20 protein-coding genes are annotated in these 20,976 nt (G+C 52.6%); 13 read left to right on the forward strand and 7 right to left on the reverse strand.

The window, feature by feature from the left end; translation table 11 throughout:
• The first annotated feature begins 11 nt into the window (after positions 1 to 11).
• The 3 genes from hutH to GYMC52_RS02185 all read left to right on the forward strand — a co-directional run bounded on the left by hutH (position 12) and on the right by GYMC52_RS02185 (position 3,700).
• Positions 12 to 1,526 (forward strand): histidine ammonia-lyase, encoded by a 1,515-nt coding sequence (gene hutH, locus GYMC52_RS02175; protein ID WP_015731639.1) that lies wholly within the window; start codon positions 12 to 14, stop codon positions 1,524 to 1,526.
• A 489-nt stretch (positions 1,527 to 2,015) separates the two neighbouring features.
• Positions 2,016 to 2,744, forward strand: a complete 729-nt coding sequence (locus tag GYMC52_RS02180; protein WP_173346432.1) for a TerC family protein — start codon at positions 2,016 to 2,018, stop codon at positions 2,742 to 2,744.
• 23 nt (positions 2,745 to 2,767) lie between these two features.
• A complete protein-coding gene (locus tag GYMC52_RS02185; protein ID WP_015731641.1) occupies positions 2,768 to 3,700 on the forward strand; it encodes a D-2-hydroxyacid dehydrogenase in 933 nt (310 codons plus the stop codon).
• A gap of 382 nt (positions 3,701 to 4,082) precedes the next feature.
• On the opposite strand, the gene GYMC52_RS02190 is transcribed toward GYMC52_RS02185, so the two are convergent.
• A complete protein-coding gene (locus GYMC52_RS02190) occupies positions 4,083 to 5,255 on the reverse strand; it encodes an ISL3 family transposase (protein WP_013522940.1) in 1,173 nt (390 codons plus the stop codon).
• 573 nt (positions 5,256 to 5,828) lie between these two features.
• Between GYMC52_RS02190 and GYMC52_RS19910 the strand changes: the two genes are divergently transcribed.
• The 4 genes from GYMC52_RS19910 (at position 5,829) to GYMC52_RS02205 (ending at position 7,408) form a co-directional block, all read left to right on the forward strand.
• Positions 5,829 to 6,398: a hypothetical protein gene (locus GYMC52_RS19910; RefSeq protein ID WP_013522941.1), complete on the forward strand. Its 570-nt coding sequence runs from the start codon at positions 5,829 to 5,831 to the stop codon at positions 6,396 to 6,398.
• A 19-nt stretch (positions 6,399 to 6,417) separates the two neighbouring features.
• On the forward strand, positions 6,418 to 6,666 hold the full coding sequence (locus GYMC52_RS20125; RefSeq protein WP_255347945.1) for an amidase domain-containing protein: 249 nt from the start codon (positions 6,418 to 6,420) through the stop codon (positions 6,664 to 6,666).
• Positions 6,667 to 6,688: 22 nt separating this feature from the next.
• Positions 6,689 to 6,967 (forward strand): amidase domain-containing protein, encoded by a 279-nt coding sequence (locus tag GYMC52_RS20130; protein ID WP_255347946.1) that lies wholly within the window; start codon positions 6,689 to 6,691, stop codon positions 6,965 to 6,967.
• A 102-nt stretch (positions 6,968 to 7,069) separates the two neighbouring features.
• Complete coding sequence (locus tag GYMC52_RS02205; protein WP_013522942.1) at positions 7,070 to 7,408, forward strand: hypothetical protein; 339 nt, start codon at positions 7,070 to 7,072, stop codon at positions 7,406 to 7,408.
• 140 nt (positions 7,409 to 7,548) lie between these two features.
• Here the strand turns inward: GYMC52_RS02205 and GYMC52_RS02210 are convergent, their stop codons facing one another.
• The 4 genes from GYMC52_RS02210 to GYMC52_RS02225 form a co-directional block, all read right to left on the reverse strand.
• Positions 7,549 to 8,271 (reverse strand): LutC/YkgG family protein, encoded by a 723-nt coding sequence (locus GYMC52_RS02210; RefSeq protein ID WP_013522943.1) that lies wholly within the window; start codon positions 8,269 to 8,271, stop codon positions 7,549 to 7,551.
• On the reverse strand, positions 8,268 to 9,698 hold the full coding sequence (locus GYMC52_RS02215) for a LutB/LldF family L-lactate oxidation iron-sulfur protein (protein WP_013522944.1): 1,431 nt from the start codon (positions 9,696 to 9,698) through the stop codon (positions 8,268 to 8,270). The genes GYMC52_RS02210 and GYMC52_RS02215 overlap by 4 nt, the downstream gene beginning before the upstream one ends.
• Before the next feature lie 17 nt (positions 9,699 to 9,715).
• Complete coding sequence (locus tag GYMC52_RS02220) at positions 9,716 to 10,435, reverse strand: (Fe-S)-binding protein (RefSeq protein ID WP_013522945.1); 720 nt, start codon at positions 10,433 to 10,435, stop codon at positions 9,716 to 9,718.
• 111 nt (positions 10,436 to 10,546) lie between these two features.
• On the reverse strand, positions 10,547 to 11,272 hold the full coding sequence (locus GYMC52_RS02225) for a FadR/GntR family transcriptional regulator (protein WP_013522946.1): 726 nt from the start codon (positions 11,270 to 11,272) through the stop codon (positions 10,547 to 10,549).
• A 311-nt stretch (positions 11,273 to 11,583) separates the two neighbouring features.
• Between GYMC52_RS02225 and GYMC52_RS02230 the strand changes: the two genes are divergently transcribed.
• On the forward strand, positions 11,584 to 13,257 hold the full coding sequence (locus GYMC52_RS02230) for an L-lactate permease (RefSeq protein ID WP_013522947.1): 1,674 nt from the start codon (positions 11,584 to 11,586) through the stop codon (positions 13,255 to 13,257).
• 294 nt (positions 13,258 to 13,551) lie between these two features.
• On the opposite strand, the gene mreBH is transcribed toward GYMC52_RS02230, so the two are convergent.
• Together mreBH and GYMC52_RS02240 are read right to left on the reverse strand one after the other, a co-directional pair.
• On the reverse strand, positions 13,552 to 14,559 hold the full coding sequence (mreBH, locus tag GYMC52_RS02235) for a rod-share determining protein MreBH (RefSeq protein WP_013522948.1): 1,008 nt from the start codon (positions 14,557 to 14,559) through the stop codon (positions 13,552 to 13,554).
• Between the two features lie 307 nt (positions 14,560 to 14,866).
• The gene (locus GYMC52_RS02240; RefSeq protein ID WP_013522949.1) at positions 14,867 to 15,319 is read right to left on the reverse strand and encodes a C40 family peptidase; all 453 of its coding nucleotides are present in this window, start codon (positions 15,317 to 15,319) and stop codon (positions 14,867 to 14,869) included.
• A 344-nt stretch (positions 15,320 to 15,663) separates the two neighbouring features.
• Between GYMC52_RS02240 and GYMC52_RS02245 the strand changes: the two genes are divergently transcribed.
• From GYMC52_RS02245 to GYMC52_RS02265, 5 genes are all read left to right on the forward strand, one after another.
• On the forward strand, positions 15,664 to 18,120 hold the full coding sequence (locus GYMC52_RS02245; protein WP_013522950.1) for a bifunctional diguanylate cyclase/phosphodiesterase: 2,457 nt from the start codon (positions 15,664 to 15,666) through the stop codon (positions 18,118 to 18,120).
• 1 nt (position 18,121) lies between these two features.
• Positions 18,122 to 18,493, forward strand: coding sequence for a DnaJ family domain-containing protein (locus tag GYMC52_RS02250; RefSeq protein ID WP_013522951.1), 372 nt, complete (start codon positions 18,122 to 18,124; stop codon positions 18,491 to 18,493).
• Positions 18,494 to 18,698: 205 nt separating this feature from the next.
• Positions 18,699 to 19,268: a hypothetical protein gene (locus GYMC52_RS02255; RefSeq protein WP_013522952.1), complete on the forward strand. Its 570-nt coding sequence runs from the start codon at positions 18,699 to 18,701 to the stop codon at positions 19,266 to 19,268.
• Between the two features lie 205 nt (positions 19,269 to 19,473).
• The gene (locus tag GYMC52_RS02260; RefSeq protein WP_013522953.1) at positions 19,474 to 20,115 is read left to right on the forward strand and encodes a precorrin-2 dehydrogenase/sirohydrochlorin ferrochelatase family protein; all 642 of its coding nucleotides are present in this window, start codon (positions 19,474 to 19,476) and stop codon (positions 20,113 to 20,115) included.
• Positions 20,112 to 20,933, forward strand: a complete 822-nt coding sequence (locus GYMC52_RS02265) for a PhzF family phenazine biosynthesis protein (protein WP_013522954.1) — start codon at positions 20,112 to 20,114, stop codon at positions 20,931 to 20,933. The genes GYMC52_RS02260 and GYMC52_RS02265 overlap by 4 nt, the downstream gene beginning before the upstream one ends.
• The last annotated feature ends 43 nt before the right edge of the window (positions 20,934 to 20,976 follow it).

Raw genomic sequence — 20,976 nt, forward strand, 5'->3', positions numbered from 1 at the left:
GGGATGGAATGATGATCGTATTGACCGGACATACATTGACAATCGATGAGGTAAGACGTGTTGTCTATGAGCGGGAGCGGGTGGCGGCCGATGAGGAAAGCATGAGGGCTGTCGAGAAAAGCCGCGCGGCAGTGGAACAAGCGATCTCCAATGGACGGACGATCTATGGCGTGAATACGGGTTTTGGCAAACTCGCCGATGTGCGCATTGAAGGAAGCGACCTTGAACAGCTGCAAATCAATCTTCTTCGCTCGCACGCCTGCGCGGTCGGCGAGCCATTTGCCGAAGATGTCGTGAGGGCGATGCTTCTTTTGCGGGCGAATGCGTTGTTGAAAGGGTATTCCGGCGTGCGTCCGGCGGTCATTGAGCAGCTGCTCGCGTTTTTGAACGCCGGCATCCATCCGATCGTGCCCCAGCAAGGTTCCCTCGGCGCCAGCGGCGATTTAGCGCCGCTCGCCCATTTGGCGCTGGCGTTTGCCGGCGAGGGAGAGGCGATGTACCAAGGGCGGCGGATGCCTGCCGCCCAAGCGCTTTCACAAGCGGGGATCCCGCCGCTTTCCCTTCAGGAAAAAGAAGGGCTGGCGCTTATTAACGGCACGCAGGCGATGACGGCCGTCGGAGCCCTTGCTTACTTAGAGGCGGAACAACTGGCGTATGACAGTGAATGGATCGCGGCGCTGACGATTGAGGCGCTTTATGGCATTGTGGACGCGTTTGACGCCCGCATCCACGCAGCCCGCGGGTTTCAGGAGCAGGCGGAGGTGGCGGAACGGCTGCGCCGCTATTTAGCTGGCAGCCAACTCACAACAAGGCAAGGGGAGCGGCGCGTGCAAGATGCGTACTCCATCCGCTGCCTCCCGCAAGTGCACGGAGCGTCGCTTAGGGCGCTTCGTTATGTGAAGGAAACGCTTGAAATCGAAATGAACGCTGCTACGGACAATCCGCTTATTTTTGCGGACGGGACGGTGCTCTCTGGCGGCAACTTTCACGGCCAGCCCGTTGCGATCGCCATGGATTTGTTGAAAATCGCGGTGGCGGAGCTGGCCAACATCAGCGAACGCCGCATCGAACGGCTCGTCAATCCGCAGCTTAGCGAAGGCTTGCCGCCGTTTTTAAGCCCACAGCCTGGCTTGCAGTCGGGAGCGATGATTATGCAATATGTCGCCGCTTCGCTCGTATCGGAAAACAAGACGCTCGCCCATCCGGCCAGCGTCGATTCGATTCCGTCATCGGCCAACCAGGAAGACCATGTCAGCATGGGAACGACCGCCGCCCGCCATGCGTACATGATCGTGCAAAACGCTCGAAAAGTGTTGGCGATTGAGCTCATTTGCGCTTTGCAGGCGGTGGAGGAACGCGGCATCGAGCGCATGGCCCCGTCAACGCGGCGGTTTTACCATGAGGCGCGCCGACTCGTTCCGTCGATTGTGGTGGACCGCGTCTTTTCCGATGATATCGAAGCGATGGCTAGGTGGCTTGGGGAAAGAGCCAAACATCGCGTTCTCCCCGATGAAGCGAGAGCTTAGAAGTCTGGTGAGAAAGAACTAGGAAGTTGTGGGGGTGCAAAGGTTTGGCTCTTCACCGCAACATGTACTTGACAAGCAATGCGGTTTCCTGCACAAGGATATGCAAAAATCACTGATTTGCTGGTTTTCCCTCACAAGCGTAAATAGGGTATGTTCAGAAAAAATCAAGTACAACTTTTGGTGAAGAGCCAAAGGTTTTTTGGAAAATGCTATTAGAGGACAGCGTTTCCCTTGAATCACCAGCTGTTTCAAGAAGGACAGAGCATAGTGGGCGTAGAGGCGTGAGAGCGTTCAAGGATAGGTGTTTGAAAAAATGGTAGTTATATAGACCTTTTCCGCTAGAGATAGGGAAGCAGTCATCAGTGAAGATGGTTTGCTTCCTTAACTTTTTCTACGGAGTTCGGACGATGCAGTGAGCCTTCCCCATATTGGTTAGGACGAGAGCATGGACAGTCTATTCCATTGTTGTCCCCCAGTCGAATTTGCAGTATGATGAAGAAGAGAGACAAAGGGGAAAGGGTGGGTATATCATTGACAATTTCTGCCGCGGCGCTGTTGGCGTTATGGAAGATTATTGCGATTGACATCATTTTGTCGGGGGATAATGCGGTCGTCATTGCGATGGCGACGCGGCGGCTGCCGAACGACCAGCGGAACAAGGCGATTTTTTTTGGAACGGCGGGGGCGGTGCTGCTGCGCATTTTGTTTGCGGTTGTCATCGTCTTTTTGCTCAACATCCCGTTCGTCCACTTTGCCGGTGGCTTGTTGCTCGTATGGATCGCCTATAAAGTGCTCGTTGAGAGGGAAGAGGAAGCAAACGTAAGATCGGCAGACCGGTTGTTGAAGGCGATTATGACGATTATGATCGCCGATGCGGTCATGAGCTTGGACAATGTCGTCGCCGTCGCTGGTGCGGCGGAAGGGCATCTTGGTATGCTGGCGCTCGGGGTGGCCATCAGCATCCCGATCATGATTTTCGGCTCCAAAGCGATCGTCCATGTGATGGAAAAACATCGTTGGATCGCATACGTCGGCTCCGGCATTTTGGCGTGGACGGCCGGAAAGATGATGGCGGGGGATGAAGGGGTGCTGCATTGGTTTCACCTTTCTTACGGTCCGTTCGTCTACGCGGTTGCCGCCGGCGTGACGATTTTGGTCGTATCAGCCGGCTATATCACGAATAAAAAGGCCGAGCGTGAAGAAGGGACGCTTATTTGAGCGGTTGGGGGTGGTGTGATGCCATGAACATCCAACGCATTCTCGTGACGGGAAGGCTTTATGCTGAGCTTGCCGCCCTTCTTCCGGACAAGCGGCCGGATAAAGCGTTTCGCTTTGTGGCGGAGGAAGAACTGACGGACGATGATTTCGTCTGGGCGGATGCGTACGTCGGCTTTCGGCCGGCCGGGCCGTTTTCGCTTGCCAACTTGCGCTGGGTGCATTCACTTGGCGCGGGCGTTGACGCGTTTTTATGGAAGCGGGAATGGAAGAAGGACGTGCTGCTGACGCGGACGGTCGGCTCGTTCGGCGAGCAGATCGCCGAATATTGTCTCAGCTACTTGCTGCGCGACGCCCAATGCCATGACGTTTATGCATGGTATCAAGAGCAGCGGCAGTGGAAGCCGTTCGCTCCGAAGCGGCTTGGCGAACAGCGGGTTGTCATTTACGGGACGGGTGAGATCGGCCGGCGCATCGCGGAAACGCTTCGTTTATTTGGGGTTTCCCCGATCGGCGTCTCGCGAAGCGGCCGAGACACGCCGCCGTTTTCGGCTGTTTACCGCCATGAAGAGGCGGGGGAAGCGCTTGCTTGCGCTGATTGGGTGATCGCTGCGCTTCCGCTGACAGAGGAAACGCATCATCTCTTTGACGAGACGTTTTTTGCCTGTTTGCACAACGCGGGCTTTATCAATGTTGGGCGTGGGGCGACGGTTGATGAGACGGCGCTTGTCGGCGCGTTGGAAAACCGAAATGTGCGCCTCGCCGTGCTCGATGTGTTCGAAGAAGAGCCGCTGCCGCCGCACTCGCCGCTTTGGGTTCATCCGAATGTCATCATCACCCCGCATATCGCGGCGCTCACATCGCCAGAGGACGCCGCCCAAAGCATCTTGGACACGCTCCGCCGCATCGAAGCCGGCGAACCGCTTGACAATGCGGTCGATGTCAGCCGGCGGTATTGAACCGGCATTTCGCGTCTTAACCGCGTCACAAAGGCTTTCTTAGTAACTTTTTGACCAGCACAACGAGCGATGACAGCTCTTTTTTGGCCATCGCTCTTCCCTCCTTGTGACATTCAATGTCAATGCTTTCGTCCATGCCCAAACCTTCCACAATCTTTCGCTGATCAGGGGGAGCGGGCGGCCCGGTGCGTTCCACGTATATTCGGCTGTGATGTTGTTGGCCTTTGTCTCATAAAACAAGCGAATCGAGTCGCCGGTGTTGGCAAAAAGGGGAACATTGAAAAAAATCTGTCCCATTGCGGAAAATACAGTTGATTTGGTAAATTCAGTTTTTTTATGATAACAATAGGTTCATCACCAAAAGATGTACTTGAACCTACCATTAAAGTATGTTAGCTGTTTCTAGACGAACCCGCAATGCAAAACGCTGGATATTTCTGTATCCGTATCCCCGACGTTTGATTAGCTTGATCTTGTTATTTGTTCCCTCCATTTTTCCATTCGAATAAGGTGACAATATGCATGATATGATTTCATCTGTTCGTTTGACAAGCGATTTTGCGATGGCGCGTACAGCCGAACAAGGACAAAATACATATCGGTGAATCCAAGCCTCCAAACGTCGTTTCGCCTGTTGCTCGTCTTTGCTTTTAGACACATAGCGAAAATGTTGGAGCGATTGGTAGACAGACTTTAAGTAATCGCTTTCATTGCACCATTTCCGTACGATTTGGCGTTCTTCCTCCGTCAATTTCTCTGGGCATTGGCTCAATAAACGACAAACGTAACGAACATTTCCGTGTTTCTTGCCTCCTTTGTCTAAATATTTGCGACAACGCTCTAAAGCATCTGTAAACAGCTGAATGACATGGAAATAATCAACTACATGTGTCGCCTCTGAGCAAACCCTTTGAATCGCTTTTTTCATTGCTGGAGCCAAATCGCTCACGACATACTGAACAGAACCAGACACATGAGCCAACGCACGTCCAATGGCTTCCTCGTTCTTTCCTGCTTCAACGGCATACACTTCTCCCGTTTCGGCATCCATGATCGCCACCCCGTAGTCATGCCCTTTTCGAAACGCAAACTCATCGACACAAACCGCCTTTGGTTGGATTTCATTCGATAGGAAGGAAGGGGCATGGGTATAAAACCAACGTTCAACGGTCGTGTAAGGAAGCTTGAGCATACGAGCCACTGCCTGAATGGATGTCCCTATGCAAGATTGCGCTGCCCATTGTTGAAAGGCATCCGTTGCTATGCTTCGAGGGGAGATTCCTGGATAAGACGTGCTGAATGTCATGCCACACGTACCACAACGTCTTCGCTCTACAGGAAGTTCGATCCAAAAAATCCCGATTCGCTGAGCATAGCCATGCATCCATTGCTTCTTTTTTCCTGTCATTTTGATCGTGCGTTTCAAGCAGACAGGACATAACGGGCATTGTTCGGGAAGAGAAAGTTCGAAAATCCAACGTTCTTCTTCTTTTCGTACCTTTTGAATCAAAACATCTGGTAAATCGATGAGTTCTTTGATAAACTGAGAGTACATGCGAATTTTCCTCCAATGGTTTGGTTTGGTCACCTTTACCATACAGGAAAATTCGCATTTTTTGTACCCTCTATTTTCCCTATGCATACCTATCTTAAAATCTCAAGTACAACTTGTGGTGAAGAGCCTAACAATAGTTAAATAATCCATAGATTGGAAAGCAAGGAAGGCGAAAAGCAAGGGCGAGTGGCTGGCGTTGGCAGTGGCCGTCCTTGCAAGCAGGAGTGTTTCGCTTCTTCTTTCAATCCGTCTTTCTAAGGTTCGAACGGTAGTTCACGAGTTTTATTGCCATTTGAGTTCAACTTTCTCATATCATAATCAATTGTGATGATCTGCTGAAAACGCAACTTGTTTCCACATCCCTTTGCGACTCCGCAATGACCACGGAACCCAACTTTCTTAACTAGGCATCCAGCAGGTTTAACTCATTGTCATTGATCTAGCTACTATATAGCTGTCATTAAAAAGAGGAGGTGATCCACGAGATTAGGATGGCTCTGCGGTGTGTTTCTTAACTGAATTGGTGTTGATATGGTTGATGGAAAATGGGGATAGCAGAGGAGAGAGAATGTTATGTTTCGCCCATTACACTGGAAGCGATTGGTCATTTCGTTGATTGTGTTCGTGGCAGGACTAACGAGCCTGTTTATTTCAGGGGGGAGCACGGCTACAGCTTTCAGCTTAGTAGCAAGCCCTTCAAGTGACCGTGATCTTGTTGCTGTGCAGCAGACAATTGTCCGAGCTTTAGAGGCACGATGGCGTCTAATGATTGATCCACAGGTGAACATAAAATCGTTTTATGATCCGGACACTTCCGAACAAGAGGAAAGCCGGGAGCGTGCTTATGTGAGAAGACATTACTTGGAACCGGCTGCTCGTGCTGGGTTTCAATATACCAGTGTAAAGGTTCACCCTGTTTTCGAAAATGTTGAGATCAGCGGCAAAACAGCCAAGGTTCAGGTCTTGGTTTCAGTTGAGTATGAGTCTATGTTTCCGGGATCGAATGAAGTCGTGATCACCAAGGAAGCGAACATCCCCTATTTCGCTGCCCTGACCAAACGTGATGGTCATTGGCTGATTGTTAAGATGAGCGGTCAAGATACGTATTCGAAAAAGGGGACAGGAGAACGGGGCGACGATTAGGGCATCACGATCAGAGACTTTGCCTGCATCAATCACTGGCGGCGATGTTGTAACTCAAGGTTTTTACACCTATTACTCCCGGCAAGGAGCTGTCAACTACGCCAATCGTTGGTGGAATGGACGTAACCCAAAGTACCGATCCTTTTCGAACGATTGTGCTAATTTTGTCTTGCAGTCTTTCTATGAAGGGGGCTCTGCTCGGCAAGCTTGGGCGGAACCGTATGTTTGGTGGTACAATACCAAAGGGACTTCGGGAACCGGGGGATGATGCATGGACTTACAGCTGGTCTGTGGCTCACGATCAAGCGTATCATCTTTCCCGCAATAACGAGACGGATGAGCACCGTGGCACGTACGTTGCGAAGGCAACTGATCTGCAATTGGGTGACAGCATATATTATGATTTTGACGGTGACGGCATCTTGGATCACAGCGCCATTGTCGTTGAGATCAAGAACGGTCAGCCGTATGTCAACTATCATACCAATGATACGTATCACCGTCATTGGGATTTGGGAGCCAAGACGACAAGGTTCCTCCATGTGACGGATTACTATTGGGTGAACTAACTAAGGAGTGCGATGATAGATAATAAAGCAACAATCCAGTCTGCTATGGACGCATTTCAAAGCTAAGATTCTGCTTAAGCTGTGGGAGCGGAGGAGGATGAAGTGCGCATAGGCATCCCGTTGGTTTTAATCCTTGTAATTGCTTTTTTTTCAGGATGTCAGCAGCAACAGACTGTGCCAGGGTATCAAGACATCCCGCTGCATCCACAAGCGAGTGACATTCGTTCGGTGGATGATAGGGTGGAGTTTGTTGTTGCGTCTTCTTCGGCGGAGGAAGTGGCTGACTATTATCTTGACGAATTGGAGAAACGTCAATGGACTCAAGTTGACAGGTGGGGGTCAGCTTTCGTGTATGAGAAGAAGGGAAGGCAGATTTTGCTGGTCGTTACGGATGTGAAAAATCACGCGAAAGTGTCTGTCAGTCCGTTCCACCCGAATTGATCAAGACGTCAAACCGTTGCGAACAACCACTTTTGCCGCATCGAAGCCGGAAAGCCGCTTGCCAATGCGGTCGATGTGAGCCGGCAATATTGACGAAAAACGGTGCCCTATGATCGAGAAGGGACACCGTTTTGTTTTGGTCAACGGTCAGTGACGACGATATACGCCGCTTTCATCGGCCCGTGGACGCCGACGACCAAGTTCATTTCAATGTCGGCGGAGTTGCTCGGGCCGGTGATGAAGTTGATGCATGACGGAACGAGAACGCCTTTTTCAATTTGCTTGCGAATGATCACCGCCGCTTGCGTCATGCGCGGCACGACCGTGCTTTTCGGCACGATGGCGATATACGTTTTCGGCAAAAAGTGAATGACCCGCCCTTGTTCATTGCGCGAAAACAAAACGACTGTCCCTGACTCGGCGAGTGTAATGTCGCTAAAAGCGATGCCGACGTTGGCCTGTTCGGCGGCGTCAATGTTTTGGCGTCCAAGCGCCGGGTTCCACGTATGGACGGCGATTTGCTCGGCCGGCCATTCGTCTTGAAGCAGAGTGGACAGCCCATACTCGGCAAAGCGCGGGTCATCCGGCACGATGACCGGGCCGCCGCCATAAGCCGTGACTTGTTGCTTGAGCACCCCAGCAAGTCCGGCGCTTGTCGTCTCGATGTAATCAGTATGAATCAGTTTACATTGTTCGCGAAGCACTGCCAACAAGTCGTCTTGGCTATAGCCGGCAAACACTGTCCATTGCGGCGCACAGTCCCATTGCGGCCGGGAGACGCCGGATAGGCGGGGAGCTCTCCCGAGGCGATGGGCGATGTTTTCTAAAAACGCGTCACGGTTGTGAATAGCACCACGCGTCATGACGGGTTTCCTCCTTTTTGGCGGTCGCGGAACCAGTCGCGGAACCGCTCTTTGCTTGGCGCCGGAAATTCGCGGCTTTCCGTCCACGCTTTGAGCGGGCCGGGGCCTTTCGTAATGCGCCCGTCCTCTACAAACGGTGCGAAGGCGCTCGGTGCGAATTTCGTGCCGAAGCGGTACAGCGACGATGAGGCTGTCCCGAGGCGGAACGCTTTCATCGCCAGTTTTTCTGCGACCGGCGCTTTTCCTTCCCGCTCGACGATGATTTGGCGATGTTTGATGAGAAGCTCGTGAAGCGGGATTTTCACCGGGCATGCCTCCGTACAGGCCGCGCAAAGGGAAGACGCGTACGGAAGCTCCTTGTAGTCGTCGTAGCCGCCCAACAGCGGCGACAAGACCGCTCCGATCGGGCCGGAGTAAATCGAGCCGTACGAATGGCCGCCGATATGGCGATATACTGGACAGACGTTGACGCAAGCCGCGCAGCGGATGCATTGCAATATGGGCTGGAATTCCGTCCCTAAAATCGAGGAGCGTCCGTTGTCAACGATGACGAGATGGAATTCTTCCGGACCGTCAGCGTCGCCTTCATCGTGCGGACCGGTGAGAACGGTGATGTAGCTCGTCAGTTTTTGCCCGACGGCGCTGCGCGTCAGCATGCTCACAAGCACTTCCATCTCCTCAAACGTCGGAACGATCCGCTCCATCCCCATGACGGTAATTTGTGTTTTCGGCAATGCGGTCACCAAATCGGCGTTGCCTTCGTTCGTGACGAGCGTGATCGAGCCCGATTCGGCGATGGCAAAGTTGCACCCGGTGATGCCGATGTCGGCTGTCAAATAGTCGCGCCGCAGCATCTCACGGGCATGGCGGGCGAGTTCAACCGGATCGGACGACTTCGTATAGCCGAGCTTGCGGCGGAAGACGTCGCGAATTTGCTCTTTGTTTTTATGGAGCGCCGGACCGACGATATGCGACGGCGGGTCATGGTCATCGATTTGCAAAATGTATTCGCCAAGGTCCGTTTCGACCACTTGGCAGCCGATGGCTTCGAGCACCGGGTTTAAGTTGATTTCTTCGGTCACCATCGATTTTGATTTGACGATTTTTTTCGCCTGTTTTTCCAAGGCGATGCGGCGGATGTAGTCGTTCGCTTCTTCGGCCGTCTGGGCGAAAAAAACGTGGCCGCCTCGTTTGGCAACGTTTTCACTGAGCTGCATTAAATAATAGTCCAAGTTTTCCAGCGTATGCTTTCGGATTTGTTCGGCGAGCGAGCGCCACTCCTCCCAATGGCCGAGCTCTTCGATGACGCCAAGCCGCCGCACATAGCCGCGGTCTTGCATGCCGGCGACCGCCCCGCGCATAAAATCATTTTGCAAGTTTTCCTCGACCCGCTTCCAAAACGGACCGTTTTCAATTTTCATCGGCATGTCCGAGTCCCCCTCTCTTACTTTTGGTGATTGAGCACTTCCGCGATATGCATGACGCGAATCGGTTTGCCAAGCCGCCCGATGCGGCCGCCGATGTTCATTAAACAGCCGCAGTCGGCGCCGATTAAATAGTCTGCTTCCACTTCTTCGATATGCCCGATCTTTTCATCGACCATTTGTTCGGAAATCGGCCCCATTTTGACAGAAAATGTGCCGCCAAACCCGCAGCACTGGTGGGCGTTCGGCAGCGGAACGAGCTCAAGCCCTTTGACATGTTCCAACAGCCGGAGCGGTGCGTCTTTCACGCCAAGAAGGCGGGTCATATGGCAAGACGTATGGTACGTCGCCCGCCCGTGAAGCGAGGCGCCGACATCTTCGACTTTCAGGACGTCAACGAGAAATTGCGTCAGCTCGTACGTTTTCGCTGCGAGCCGTTTCGCCTCCGCTTCCCATTCCGGGTCGCCGTGGAAAATGTGCGGATATTCCTTTAACATCGCCGCGCACGAGCCGGATGGGGTGACGACGTAATCAGCGTGGGCGAACGCGCGCATCATCTGTTTCATGGCTTCTTTTGACTCTTTGACATAACCGCTGTTATACGCGGGCTGGCCGCAGCACGTTTGCGCCTCCGGAAAATCAACCTCGCAGCCGAGCCGCTCGAGCAGTTCGACGGTCGCTTTGCCGGCATTCGTGTAAAAGAGATCGATGAGGCAAGTGACAAACAACGATACTTTCACTTCTTCTCCCTCCTGTTTTTTGGGGGATAGGTAAGCAGGTCATCTGATGACTATATGTCTATTATAAACCATTTTTTCAGATTCGTAGCTCTTTTTTCGCAAAAAACGCACTCAGTTTGGCTGCTGAGTGCGAACGTAGCGACGCAACACGTTTTCGACATTGGTCAAATGTTCAAGCATGCGCGTCCGGGCGGCGTCCGGATTTTGGTCGCGAATGGCTTCGAAAATCGCTTGGTGTTCGGCAAGCAGCTTTTCGGTCGTCGTTTGTTTCGAAAACAGCCAAATGCGGCGCGTTTCCCGCATCGTTTCAACGATCATGCCGGAGACGCTGTTCATGATGCTTGTGAGCATCGGATTTTGCGACGCCTCGGCGATGGCCATATGAAACGCCCAATCGGCCTTCTCCCCAAGCTCACCGCTGCCGATGCCTTCTTTCATTTGCCGAAGCGCTTGTGCCATCGCCTCAAGGTCGCGCTCTGTCCGTTTGGAGGCGGCGAGCGAGGCGGCTCCTGCCTCAAGCAGCTTGCGCACTTCAAGCAAATGCCAAATATCTTCTTTGTTCATTAAGACAGCCATTGATAACGGAAACGTCATCATCGTCGGATCGAACTCACGGACGTACGTCCCCTCGCCTTGCCGCAGTTCGATCAACCCCATTGCTTTCAAGGCAGTGAGCGCCTCGCGAATGGCGGCGCGCCCAACTTGAAATTGCTCAGCGAGCTGCTGGACGGAATCAAGTTTGTCACCCGGTTTCAGCTCGCCGTTCTTGATCATATCAAAAATCGCTTCGGCCACTTCTTCATAGATTTTTTTCGTTTTGATTCGTTTAAATGCCAATGGTTCCACCTCAATGTTCGGAAGAATGGATTTCCCGTTTTCAAAAGCAATGCGTCCGCACTGTCTATTATGATACAGCATAAAGGGGAAGGACAAGCGCTTTTTTGCGGACGGAAAGGAGAAGGGGATAAGAGAAAAAGTTAGAAAAATGAAAAAATACTATTGTCTTTTTTGTTGAGTACTTTTATAATGTGAGACAGACGGCGTTTCTTATCCGGTCATCTGATGACTGGAAGAGTGGAACACAAAGGTGAGCGGTCGATCATTTGCAAACGCCGATAAGTCAGGCACAAAGGGGAGGAGAAAACCGCATGTGGAAGCAGGACTTCACGCCAATCGCCGACCAGCTTTGGTTATCGGCCATTGTTGCACTCATTCCGATTTTGTATTTCTTTTGGGCGCTGGCTGTCAAGCGGATGAAAGGGCACATCGCTGGGTTGACGACGTTATTGCTTGCTGTTGTGTTGGCTGTAATCGCTTACAGAATGCCGGCTGGAAAAGCGGTTATGTCAGTGACGCAAGGCGCGGTGTACGGATTGTTGCCGATCGGCTGGATCATCATCACCTCTGTCTTTTTATACAAGCTGACGGTGAAAACAGGCCACTTTGACATTATCCGCAATTCGGTTGTCTCGCTCACCGAAGACCGCCGGCTGCAAGCGTTGCTGATTGCCTTTTCGTTTGGCGCCTTTTTGGAAGGAGCAACTGGGTTTGGCGCGCCGGTGGCGATTTCAGCGGCGCTTCTTGCCGGGTTGGGGTTCAACCCGCTGTATGCCGCGGGCATTTGCTTGATCGCCAACACAGCGCCGGTGGCGTTCGGGGCGGTCGGGATTCCAATCATCTCGATGGAAGGGCCGACTGGCGTGCCGGCGATGGAAATCTCAAAAATGGTTGGGCGGCAGTTGCCGTTTTTATCGGTGTTCATTCCGTTCTATCTTGTCTTGATTATGGCGGGATGGAAAAAGACGGTGGAAGTGTTGCCGGCCATTATCGTTTCCGGTGTTTCGTTTGCGCTGACGCAATATTTCACCTCGAACTTTTTAGGACCGGAGCTGCCGGACATTTTGTCCTCGCTCGTTTCGATCGTCGCGTTGGCTGTCTTTTTGAAATATTGGAAGCCGAAAAGCACATTCCGCTTTGCAACGGAGTCGGAAGTGGCGGCCGCTGGGCAAGTTGCTCGCGCGACGCAACGCGGCGGGGAAGTATTCCGCGCTTGGTCGCCGTTTCTCGTGCTGACGGCTTTGATCTCACTGTGGGGCATTCCGCAAGTGAAGGCGGCGCTCACCGGCCATTATGAAGGGACAAACGGCTTGTTGAAGTTGGTCAACGCTATCGGCGTCCACTTGACGTTTATGCCGCCTGTGCCGGGGCTCAACAACCAAATTTTGAACCCAAGCGGCCAGCCGATCGCGGCGGTGTATAAGCTTGAGCTGCTCGGCGCGGCTGGGACGGCGATTTTGCTGGCGGCGGTCGTCACAAAGTTCATCATCGGCATCTCGTGGAAAGATTGGGCGCGTACGTTTGTGGAAACGCTTAACGAATTGAAATTCCCGATCATCACGATCGCTTCGGTTGTCGGCTTTGCCTATATCGCCAACTCGTCAGGCATGAGCACGACGCTTGGGATGGCGTTGGCCAAAACAGGCCCGTTGTTCCCGTTCTTCTCGCCGATTTTAGGCTGGCTCGGCGTGTTTATCACCGGTTCCGACACGTCGTCGAACTTGTTGTTCGGCAACCTGCAAAAAGTGACGGCGACATCGATTGGCATGGATCCGGTGCTGGCGTTGGCGGCCAACTCATCAGGCGGCGTTGTCGGGAAAATGATTTCGCCGCAATCGATCGCCGTCGCCTGTGCGGCCGTCGGTTTGACCGGCAAAGAATCCGACTTGTTCCGCTTCACGGTCAAACATAGCGTGTTCTTAATCATCTTGATTGGCATTCTCGTTTACTTGCAATCGACGGTATTGTCGTGGATGATTCCATAACGGCCACAAAGGGGGACGAGTATTGTCGATTTGTTGCTCGAAGCGGTCGAAGGAGCACAGGCGGCGAAGGAGGAAGAGCGAATTCGGAAAACGTCATAACGCGGCAGTCTGGCGTTTTTGCCGAATGTCGGTTGTTTGAAGCAAAAAAGAAGGTGTCCCGAAAGCAGCGGGACACCTTTTCCATTATGACTTGTTTGGAGAAAACAACCGTTTGGATGTTGCATTAGTCCTTTAAGGTGGCGCGGCGATGCCGATTCGAGGCGTGCCAAATGTCCAGCGGGCGCCCAGCAGAGGCTAAAGTGCTGCGCTGAGCCGTTTCGGCATTGCCCGCAGCGCTTTCCCAGTTCCGATCGCAACGGCTTCAGACGGATTGGGAGCGACATGCACCGGTACGTGCAGCTCGGCGCCAAGCCATTGCTCAATGCCGTGAAGCAAGGCGCCTCCACCGGTGAGCACCACGCCGTGGTCAATGATGTCCCCGCTCAATTCCGCCGGGCATTCTTCAAGAACGGCGCGAATGGCTTCGGCAATTTGCAGGAGCGATTCTTTCATCGCCGTTTGCACTTCGAGAGGATCGAGGGAAATGGCTTTCAAAAAGCCGGTGACAAGGTTGCGGCCGTGAATCGTCACCGTTTGATCAGCATCGATCCCCGGAGCGCTGCCGATCGCGAGTTTGACCTGCTCGGCTGTCTGTTTGCCGATCAGCAAGTTGTAGCGCTGGCGGACGTATTGCATAATGTCTTCGTCAAGCCGGTTGCCGCCGATGCGGAGCGAGCGGCAGGCGACGACGCCGCCCAACGAGATGATCGCCGCTTCCGTTTTGCCGGCTCCAAGATGAACGACGACGTTGGCGACCGGCTCGCTGACCGGCAAGTCTGCGCCGATGGCGGCAGCGACCGGCTCTTCAATAAAATGGATGTGCTTCGCCCCGCAATGTTGGGCGATTTCATAAAACGAGCGGCGTTCGACCGAGGTGGCGTGAAACGGAACGCTCATCACGACGCTCGGCTTTTTGAAGGCGAGGCCGAGCGGGTTACCGACTTGCTTGAATACTTGCTGCAACAGCATTTTGGCGCGGTCAAAATCGGCAATAACGCCGTTTTGCAGCGGGTAGGTGACTTCGATGTGGTCGGGAGCTTTGCCGATCATCTGCTTTGCTTGTTGGCCGATCGCCATCAGCTTGCCTGTATGGCGGTTGTAGGCGACCGCAGCCGGTTCGTCAAACACAATCCCTTTTGTTTGGCTGAACAACCGAACGTTCATCGTGCCTAAATCGATGCCTAGCTCTGAAGAAGCGAACAACGGAAACACCTCCTTTAGCCGAAGCGAAGGAACGAACAACCAATCGCCATCTATACTATTCGGCAGAGATCGGTCATTTATGTCTGCTAGGATCATTCGCCGTGCATAAAAATTTTTTGATCTCATGTATAAAAAATGAAAAGGGAGGAAATGAATAATAGCGTAACGTTTTCCAAGTATTCCCCCGATCCCCTATGAAATATAGCATTGGGCTCTCCAGTTTTGGAGGGCCGCTTTTTTTGCATAATAAAAACCCCCTGTCTATTAAGCGGACTTAATATGACAGAGAGCTTTTCCGACGGAGCTGTTACAGCCGTTTGGCTCCGACATATTTCGTTTTCCAGTAGCTGCTGTTTAAGCTGTCGATTTTCACACCGCGGGAAACGGCATGGATGACTTGATTGTCGCCGATGTAAATAGCCACGTGGGAGACCCCTTTCGTCTGTTTGGAAGTGTCGAAAAACACTAAATCTCCCGGCTGTAATTGGGACTTATGTACGTATGTACCTTTTTTGTACATTTCTCGAGAGGTGCGAGGCAAGGTGACGCCAACTTTTTTATGGGTATAGTAGACAAATCCTGAGCAGTCAAATCCTTTTGGCGTCGTCCCGCCATATCGGTAAGGGGTGCCGATCAGCTTTTTCGCTTCGATGATGAGCCGTGCTTTGTTGGCGGCTGCATCTGAATTGGAAGTGCTTACAAAGAAGGAGGAAAATAGAATGATCATGGATACGAACAGGAGAGAACACCATTTTTTCATTTTCCCTAACCCCCGACAAAATCTTTTCCGATTCGACGTCTTTTAACTAGAGTATAGCAGAGGAAACTAGACTTGTTTTTTACAGTTGGATTAAATAATGTTACAGCGCCGTTACAAATATAGCACCTCGTCCTAAAGGCTTATACCAATAGATAGATATTTTCGTTTCGGCCGACCTGGATTTATGGCCGTAAGCGTGGAAACGGTGTCTCATACCCAAGTCCTATGACCGACAGATGAATGTCGTAAGCTGTCGAACAAATAGGAACGGTGGAGGGAGGCAGAGCGAAGAATGGCCGTCTTATAATGAAAGCAAAGCGTCGAAGAATCGATGACGGTGATGGATGATGTCGAATCAACTTGAATATATCTTGTATATCTTGGGCCTTTTTTTGACGGTCGGCGGTGTCTATGTATACGGCCATTGGATGGCAAAACGTCATTGGGGGGGCATCCCATGGCTGGCGGCGCCGAGACTGACTGTTGTGTTTGCCACCGTTTCCCTGCTTTTTTTGGGGGCAGGGATGATCTATATCCATTATGCTGAAAAACAAGAACATCGTGAATATGAGGAAGCCGCAAAGCAAATCGCCGGCATGATCGCCGGCGATTTGGCCGCCATGGGGCACGAACGGCTCGATGAAAGGGCGGAACATCTGCCTGCGTATCACGTGGTGATGGCGGTGCTGGAGCGTTGGCAACATTACGGCCGCGTGTTGAGCGTGTATACGTTAAAAAAGAATGAGCGCGGTGAGCTATATTTCGTTGCAGCGCCAGCGACTGACTACAATCGGAACGGCCGCATCGACGGCCAAAAGGAACAAGCTGTTCCGCCTGGGACGGTTTACCGCCGCCATTTTCCAGAGATCGAAGAGGCGTTCCGCGGCCGGTTTGCGATGGAACAGCACCCGACAACAGACGAATGGGGAAGAAGCATCAGCGCGTTTATGCCGATCCGTCAACCGGACGGGACGGTGGATGCGGTTGTTGGCATCGATTTTGATGCCAAAACGTATGAGCAACATTTGCAGCGAGGGCGGCAACAGGCGATGTGGACGATGATGGCCATGTTTTTGGCGTCAGCGGTTGCCTATTTGCTCGCTTTGCATCACCAAATGGAACGGAAGGCGTTGGCTGTCTATAAAAAAACGCTCGCATCCAACGAGCATCGGCTGCGGCGGCTGGCGGAAATGACGATGGAAGGGCTGATCGTCTATGCGCACGGGAAAGTCGTTGAGGTCAATGAAGCGGCGTGCCGCCTGCTCGGCTATTCGGAAAGCGAGCTGATTCATTTGCCGATCGGGGATTTAGTCGTTGACGGGTCAATGAAACTGAATCGTCCGCATGAGGAACCGGAGCGCTTTGAAATCGAGCTGCGCCGAAAAGACGGCACCGCATTTCCGGCGGAAATCGTCCGGCGCCGCTACGATTATGAAGGGGAAAAAGTGACGGTGGCCGCTGTCCGCGATTTGACAGAACAAAAACAAAACGAAGAGCGGATGCGTTATATCGCCAACCATGACGAACTGACCGGGCTGCCGAACAAGGAGGCGATGTATAAAGCGGTGGAGCGTTGCCTTGCTGAGGCGAAACAGCATCGTCATGAAATGGCAGTCATATTTTTAGAAGTGAGTGGGATGAAAACGATCAACGATTTTTATGGCTACGCTGTCGGGGACGAAGTGCTCCTCCATTTGGCGCAAGAATGGAAAGAAAAGCAAGGAATGGCCATCGGGCGCTGGAGCGGGAATGAGTTCATCGCAGTAGTGTCAAACAGCACACATCAAAAGGCTGAAGAAATGGCGAAACAGCTCATTGAGGCGGCGGACGAACCGATTGTCGTCAATGGGATGGAATTGTATGTGACCGTGAACATCGGCATCAGCGTCTACCCAAAAGATGGGGAGGATGCAAAAACGTTGATTCGCAAGGCGGATATTGCTCGCTACGAGGCGCGAAAAAAAGCGGCGAGCGATTTTCTCTTTTTCACGGAGCCGATGGCGATTCGTCTCCATGAAAAGATGGCGATGGAACGCGACTTGCGGCGTGCGCTTGAAAATGAGGAATTTGAATTGTACTATCAGCCGCAAATTCGGCTTCACGACCGGCAAGTGATCGGCATGGAGGCGTTGATTCGCTGGCGCCATCCGGAAAAAGGGATGGTTTCGCCGTCATTGTTTATCCCGGTTGCCGAACAGACCGGCATGATCATCCCGATCAATGAATGGGTCATCCGCACGGCTTGTGAGCAGACGAAGCAACTGCTTGATCGTTTTCCTGACTTGTCCGTTTCCATCAACTTATCGCCATATGAATTTGAAAGCCGCCGATTTGTGGATAAACTCGCCCGCCTGCTCGCCGACGCCGGGCTGCCGCCGCACCATTTAGATCTGGAAATTACGGAGCGGATGACCATGGATACAGAACGTGCGCTTGATATTCTCTCGAAACTGAAGGGGCTTGGTGTGACGATCAGCATGGATGATTTCGGCACTGGTTACAGTTCGCTCAGCTACTTGACGGATTTGCCGATCGATCGGCTGAAGATCGACCGTTCGTTCGTTCAGCATATTCAAGGAAAAAAAGATGTCATCTTGCCGGCGATCATCCGACTCGGGCATAATATAGGTGTAAAGGTGCTGGCTGAAGGGGTCGAAACGGAGACCGAAGCGGCTTATTTGCAAGGAAAACGGTGCGATGAGGCGCAAGGCTATTATTTTTCCCCGCCGCTTCCGTATGACGAGCTCGTCCGGTTCTTAAACGAGCAGCGCGTGAGGCGGCAGGCGCAGGAGCTGACGTAACATGGACGGATTTTGGCGCATCGCCGAGGAGAAAATTCGCGAGGCGATGAAAAACGGCGAGTTCGACAACTTGCCCGGCTTCGGCAAACCGCTTGAGATTGAAGACCTTTCCCGCATTCCAGAGGAGCTGCGGCTCGGGTATTTGCTGCTGAAAAACGCCGGCTATGTGAGGGAAGAAGCGGAGCTGCGCAAAGAGCTTTTGACGCTCGAGGACTTGCTTCGTTGCTGCGAGGATGATGAGGAAAAACGGGAGCTGGAGAAAAAGCGGACGGAAAAACAGCTTCGTTTGGCCGAATTGATGAAAAAGCGGGGGCAGACGAATTCGAAGGCGCTGCGCGACTACGGGCGGCGCATTGAAGAGAAATTTCGCTAGACGATTCCTTAATATCCTGAGGAAACACGATTGTTTTGCGGGTTTCCTCATTTTTTATGCAAAGATGTCCAAAAAACGGGGAAAATAAGGAAGGAGTAAATGATCGGAAAGGAGGCAGCGCAAAGGAGGGAAAATAAAGAATGATTGATCCCAGCTGTCTAGTCGTTGATGGATCGTGAACGAAATGAAAAAAGGAGTGCACATGATGAGAAAATTATGGGTTGCCTTTTTTGCTTCGCTCGTTCTGGCGATGCCGTCATGGGTGTCTGCTCGAAGCCATGCAGGCGGGGGGGCCGATGTGCATTTGCCGGTCGGCCATATGTGGAAGCATGAGGGACTTGACGAGCAAAAGTGGATGGAGATGGTCCAAAAATATACGCCTGAGCAGGAAGAAGAATGGAAAAAAGTGCTGGATGAGCGGAACGCGTTGCGTCAGCAGTTGAACGATGAAAATGTGAAACAGGCCATCAAAGAAAAGTGCAAAAAGATGAAAAAAGAGCGCGAAGCAGCGCTTGACCGGCTCATCGATCAGCTAGTCGATAAAAAAATCACAAAAGAACAGTTTAAGAAAGAATGGAAACAGTTACATAAAAAGAAACAGTGGATGACGAAAGAAGAAAAACAGCAGCTTCATATGCTTCATGAACAAACGAGACAGGCTATGGAGAACAATGATCAGGAGGCCATGAAAAAACTGCTCCCGCAATGGCTCGATCATATGAAAAAGAAAAATGAACGGTTGGCGAAATGGCTTCAGGAAGTGAAACAAGGATGATATAATGAAAAAAAAGGCCGTGTTCGATGCACGGCTTCTTTTTTTCTTCATCTTGCTTTTCAGCGAATGTTGCGGCGGACAATGGCTTCGTCAACAGTTCACAGCTCGAGTGCAAGCGATCAAGGAAAAGAGCCGTGTTCGTTGGTCGAGAGGATCGGGCCCAAAACCGGCCAAAGGAGCGTCTGTATTGCGGGAGGAGAAAGCGATGGGATATCCAGTGATTCTTCAGCTTCGCGGCCGTCGGGCGGTCGTTGTCGGCGGCGGGAAGGTGGCGGCAAGAAAAATTCATGGATTGTTAGAGGCAGGGGCGGAAATCGTGATGATTGCGCCTGAAGCGGAGCCGGAGCTTCAAGCGTTGGCCGCGGGGGGGATGATCGTTTGGAAGAAAAAGCGGTTTGACCCAGACGATTTGGCGGGGGCCTTTTTGGTGATTGCCGCGACGAATGATCGCAAGGTGAATGAAGCGGTGACGCAAGCAGCAGCACCCGGTCAACTCGTAAATGTCGTGGATGATCCGGAGCGGTGTGATTTTCACGTTCCCGCTGTCATCCGCCGCGGTCCGCTCACAATTGCCGTGTCGACCGGGGGGGCAAGTCCGGCGGTTGCTCGCCGCATTCGCCGCGAGCTTGAGGAGAAGTATGGCGAAGAGTACAGGCCGTATCTTGAGTTTTTGCAGCGGGCCCGCGGCATCGTATTGCGCGAAGTGGAGGACGCTGAGGGACGGAAGCGGCTGTTTCAGGCGCTCGCTGCTGATTCCTTCCGGCAACGCGGCCGATGGGATGAAGAGTTGGCTCAGCTATTGGCGAACGAAAAAGAACGAAACGGGGAAAGAGGGGAAGAGCAATGAACATTCCGATGTATATTGTCGATGCGTTCACCGATCGGCCGTTTGCCGGCAACCCGGCAGCCGTCTGCTTGTTGCCGCAGCCGGTTGGGGATGAGTGGATGCAGCGTGTTGCCGCAGAAATGAATTTGTCTGAGACGGCCTTTTTAGTTCCACATGAGGGCGGCTATCGTCTGCGCTGGTTTACCCCTAAAGCAGAGGTTGATTTGTGCGGCCATGCAACTTTGGCGAGTGCCCATGTGCTGTGGGAGCGCGGAGAGCGCCGCGCCGATGAAGCGATTGCCTTTTTCACGAACAGCGGAGTATTGACGGCTATAAACAACGATGGTTGGATTCGGCTCGATTTTCCGAACGAAACGCCAGTGCGGGTTGAGTCGCCTCCTGCTGCGCTTGTTGGTGCCTTGCCAGCTGAACCGCTGTTTATCGGGCGCAACCGGTTCGATTATTTGGTGGAAATCGGCTCAGAACAGGAGGTGCGCAGACTGACCCCGGATTTCCGCCTGCTTCAAGAAGTAGATGCGCGCGGCATCATTGTGACAAGCCGTTCAGCGGCAGAAGAAATGGATTTTGTATCGCGGGCCTTTTTTCCAGCTCTCGGTGTGCCGGAAGACCCGGTTACCGGCTCCGCCCACTGTTGCCTCGGGCCGTATTGGGCGGACAAGCTTGAGAAAACGACGTTAGTCGGCTACCAAGCTTCAGCCCGCGGCGGCATTGTGCGGGTGATGGTGTCAGGCGAGAGGGTTCAGCTCGAAGGAAAAGCCGTCACCGTGCTGAAAGGGGATCTGGCCGCCGAGGCCGCTTTCGGATTGCAACCCATCTGAAACATTCCAGCGGAAACAATGCCTGTTCCGGATCCGGTTGGGC

The organism is Geobacillus sp. Y412MC52 (genome assembly GCF_000174795.2).
GTDB classification, from domain to species: Bacteria; Bacillota; Bacilli; order Bacillales; family Anoxybacillaceae; genus Geobacillus; species Geobacillus thermoleovorans.

Excerpts from the sequence above, each read along its gene's own strand:
- GYMC52_RS19910 (WP_013522941.1), top strand. The coding sequence starts at position 5,829 with ATGTTTCGCCCATTACACTGGAAGCGATTGGTCATTTCGTTGATTGTG.
- hutH (WP_015731639.1), top strand. The coding sequence starts at position 12 with ATGATCGTATTGACCGGACATACATTGACAATCGATGAGGTAAGACGT.
- GYMC52_RS02185 (WP_015731641.1), top strand. The coding sequence starts at position 2,768 with ATGAACATCCAACGCATTCTCGTGACGGGAAGGCTTTATGCTGAGCTT.
- GYMC52_RS02215 (WP_013522944.1), bottom strand. The coding sequence starts at position 9,698 with ATGCCGATGAAAATTGAAAACGGTCCGTTTTGGAAGCGGGTCGAGGAA.
- GYMC52_RS02240 (WP_013522949.1), bottom strand. The coding sequence starts at position 15,319 with ATGAAAAAATGGTGTTCTCTCCTGTTCGTATCCATGATCATTCTATTT.
- GYMC52_RS02245 (WP_013522950.1), top strand. The coding sequence starts at position 15,664 with ATGATGTCGAATCAACTTGAATATATCTTGTATATCTTGGGCCTTTTT.
- GYMC52_RS02180 (WP_173346432.1), top strand. The coding sequence starts at position 2,016 with ATGATGAAGAAGAGAGACAAAGGGGAAAGGGTGGGTATATCATTGACA.
- GYMC52_RS02255 (WP_013522952.1), top strand. The coding sequence starts at position 18,699 with ATGAGAAAATTATGGGTTGCCTTTTTTGCTTCGCTCGTTCTGGCGATG.
- GYMC52_RS02190 (WP_013522940.1), bottom strand. The coding sequence starts at position 5,255 with ATGTACTCTCAGTTTATCAAAGAACTCATCGATTTACCAGATGTTTTG.
- GYMC52_RS02250 (WP_013522951.1), top strand. The coding sequence starts at position 18,122 with ATGGACGGATTTTGGCGCATCGCCGAGGAGAAAATTCGCGAGGCGATG.
- GYMC52_RS02230 (WP_013522947.1), top strand. The coding sequence starts at position 11,584 with ATGTGGAAGCAGGACTTCACGCCAATCGCCGACCAGCTTTGGTTATCG.
- GYMC52_RS02260 (WP_013522953.1), top strand. The coding sequence starts at position 19,474 with ATGGGATATCCAGTGATTCTTCAGCTTCGCGGCCGTCGGGCGGTCGTT.
- GYMC52_RS02210 (WP_013522943.1), bottom strand. The coding sequence starts at position 8,271 with ATGACGCGTGGTGCTATTCACAACCGTGACGCGTTTTTAGAAAACATC.
- GYMC52_RS02265 (WP_013522954.1), top strand. The coding sequence starts at position 20,112 with ATGAACATTCCGATGTATATTGTCGATGCGTTCACCGATCGGCCGTTT.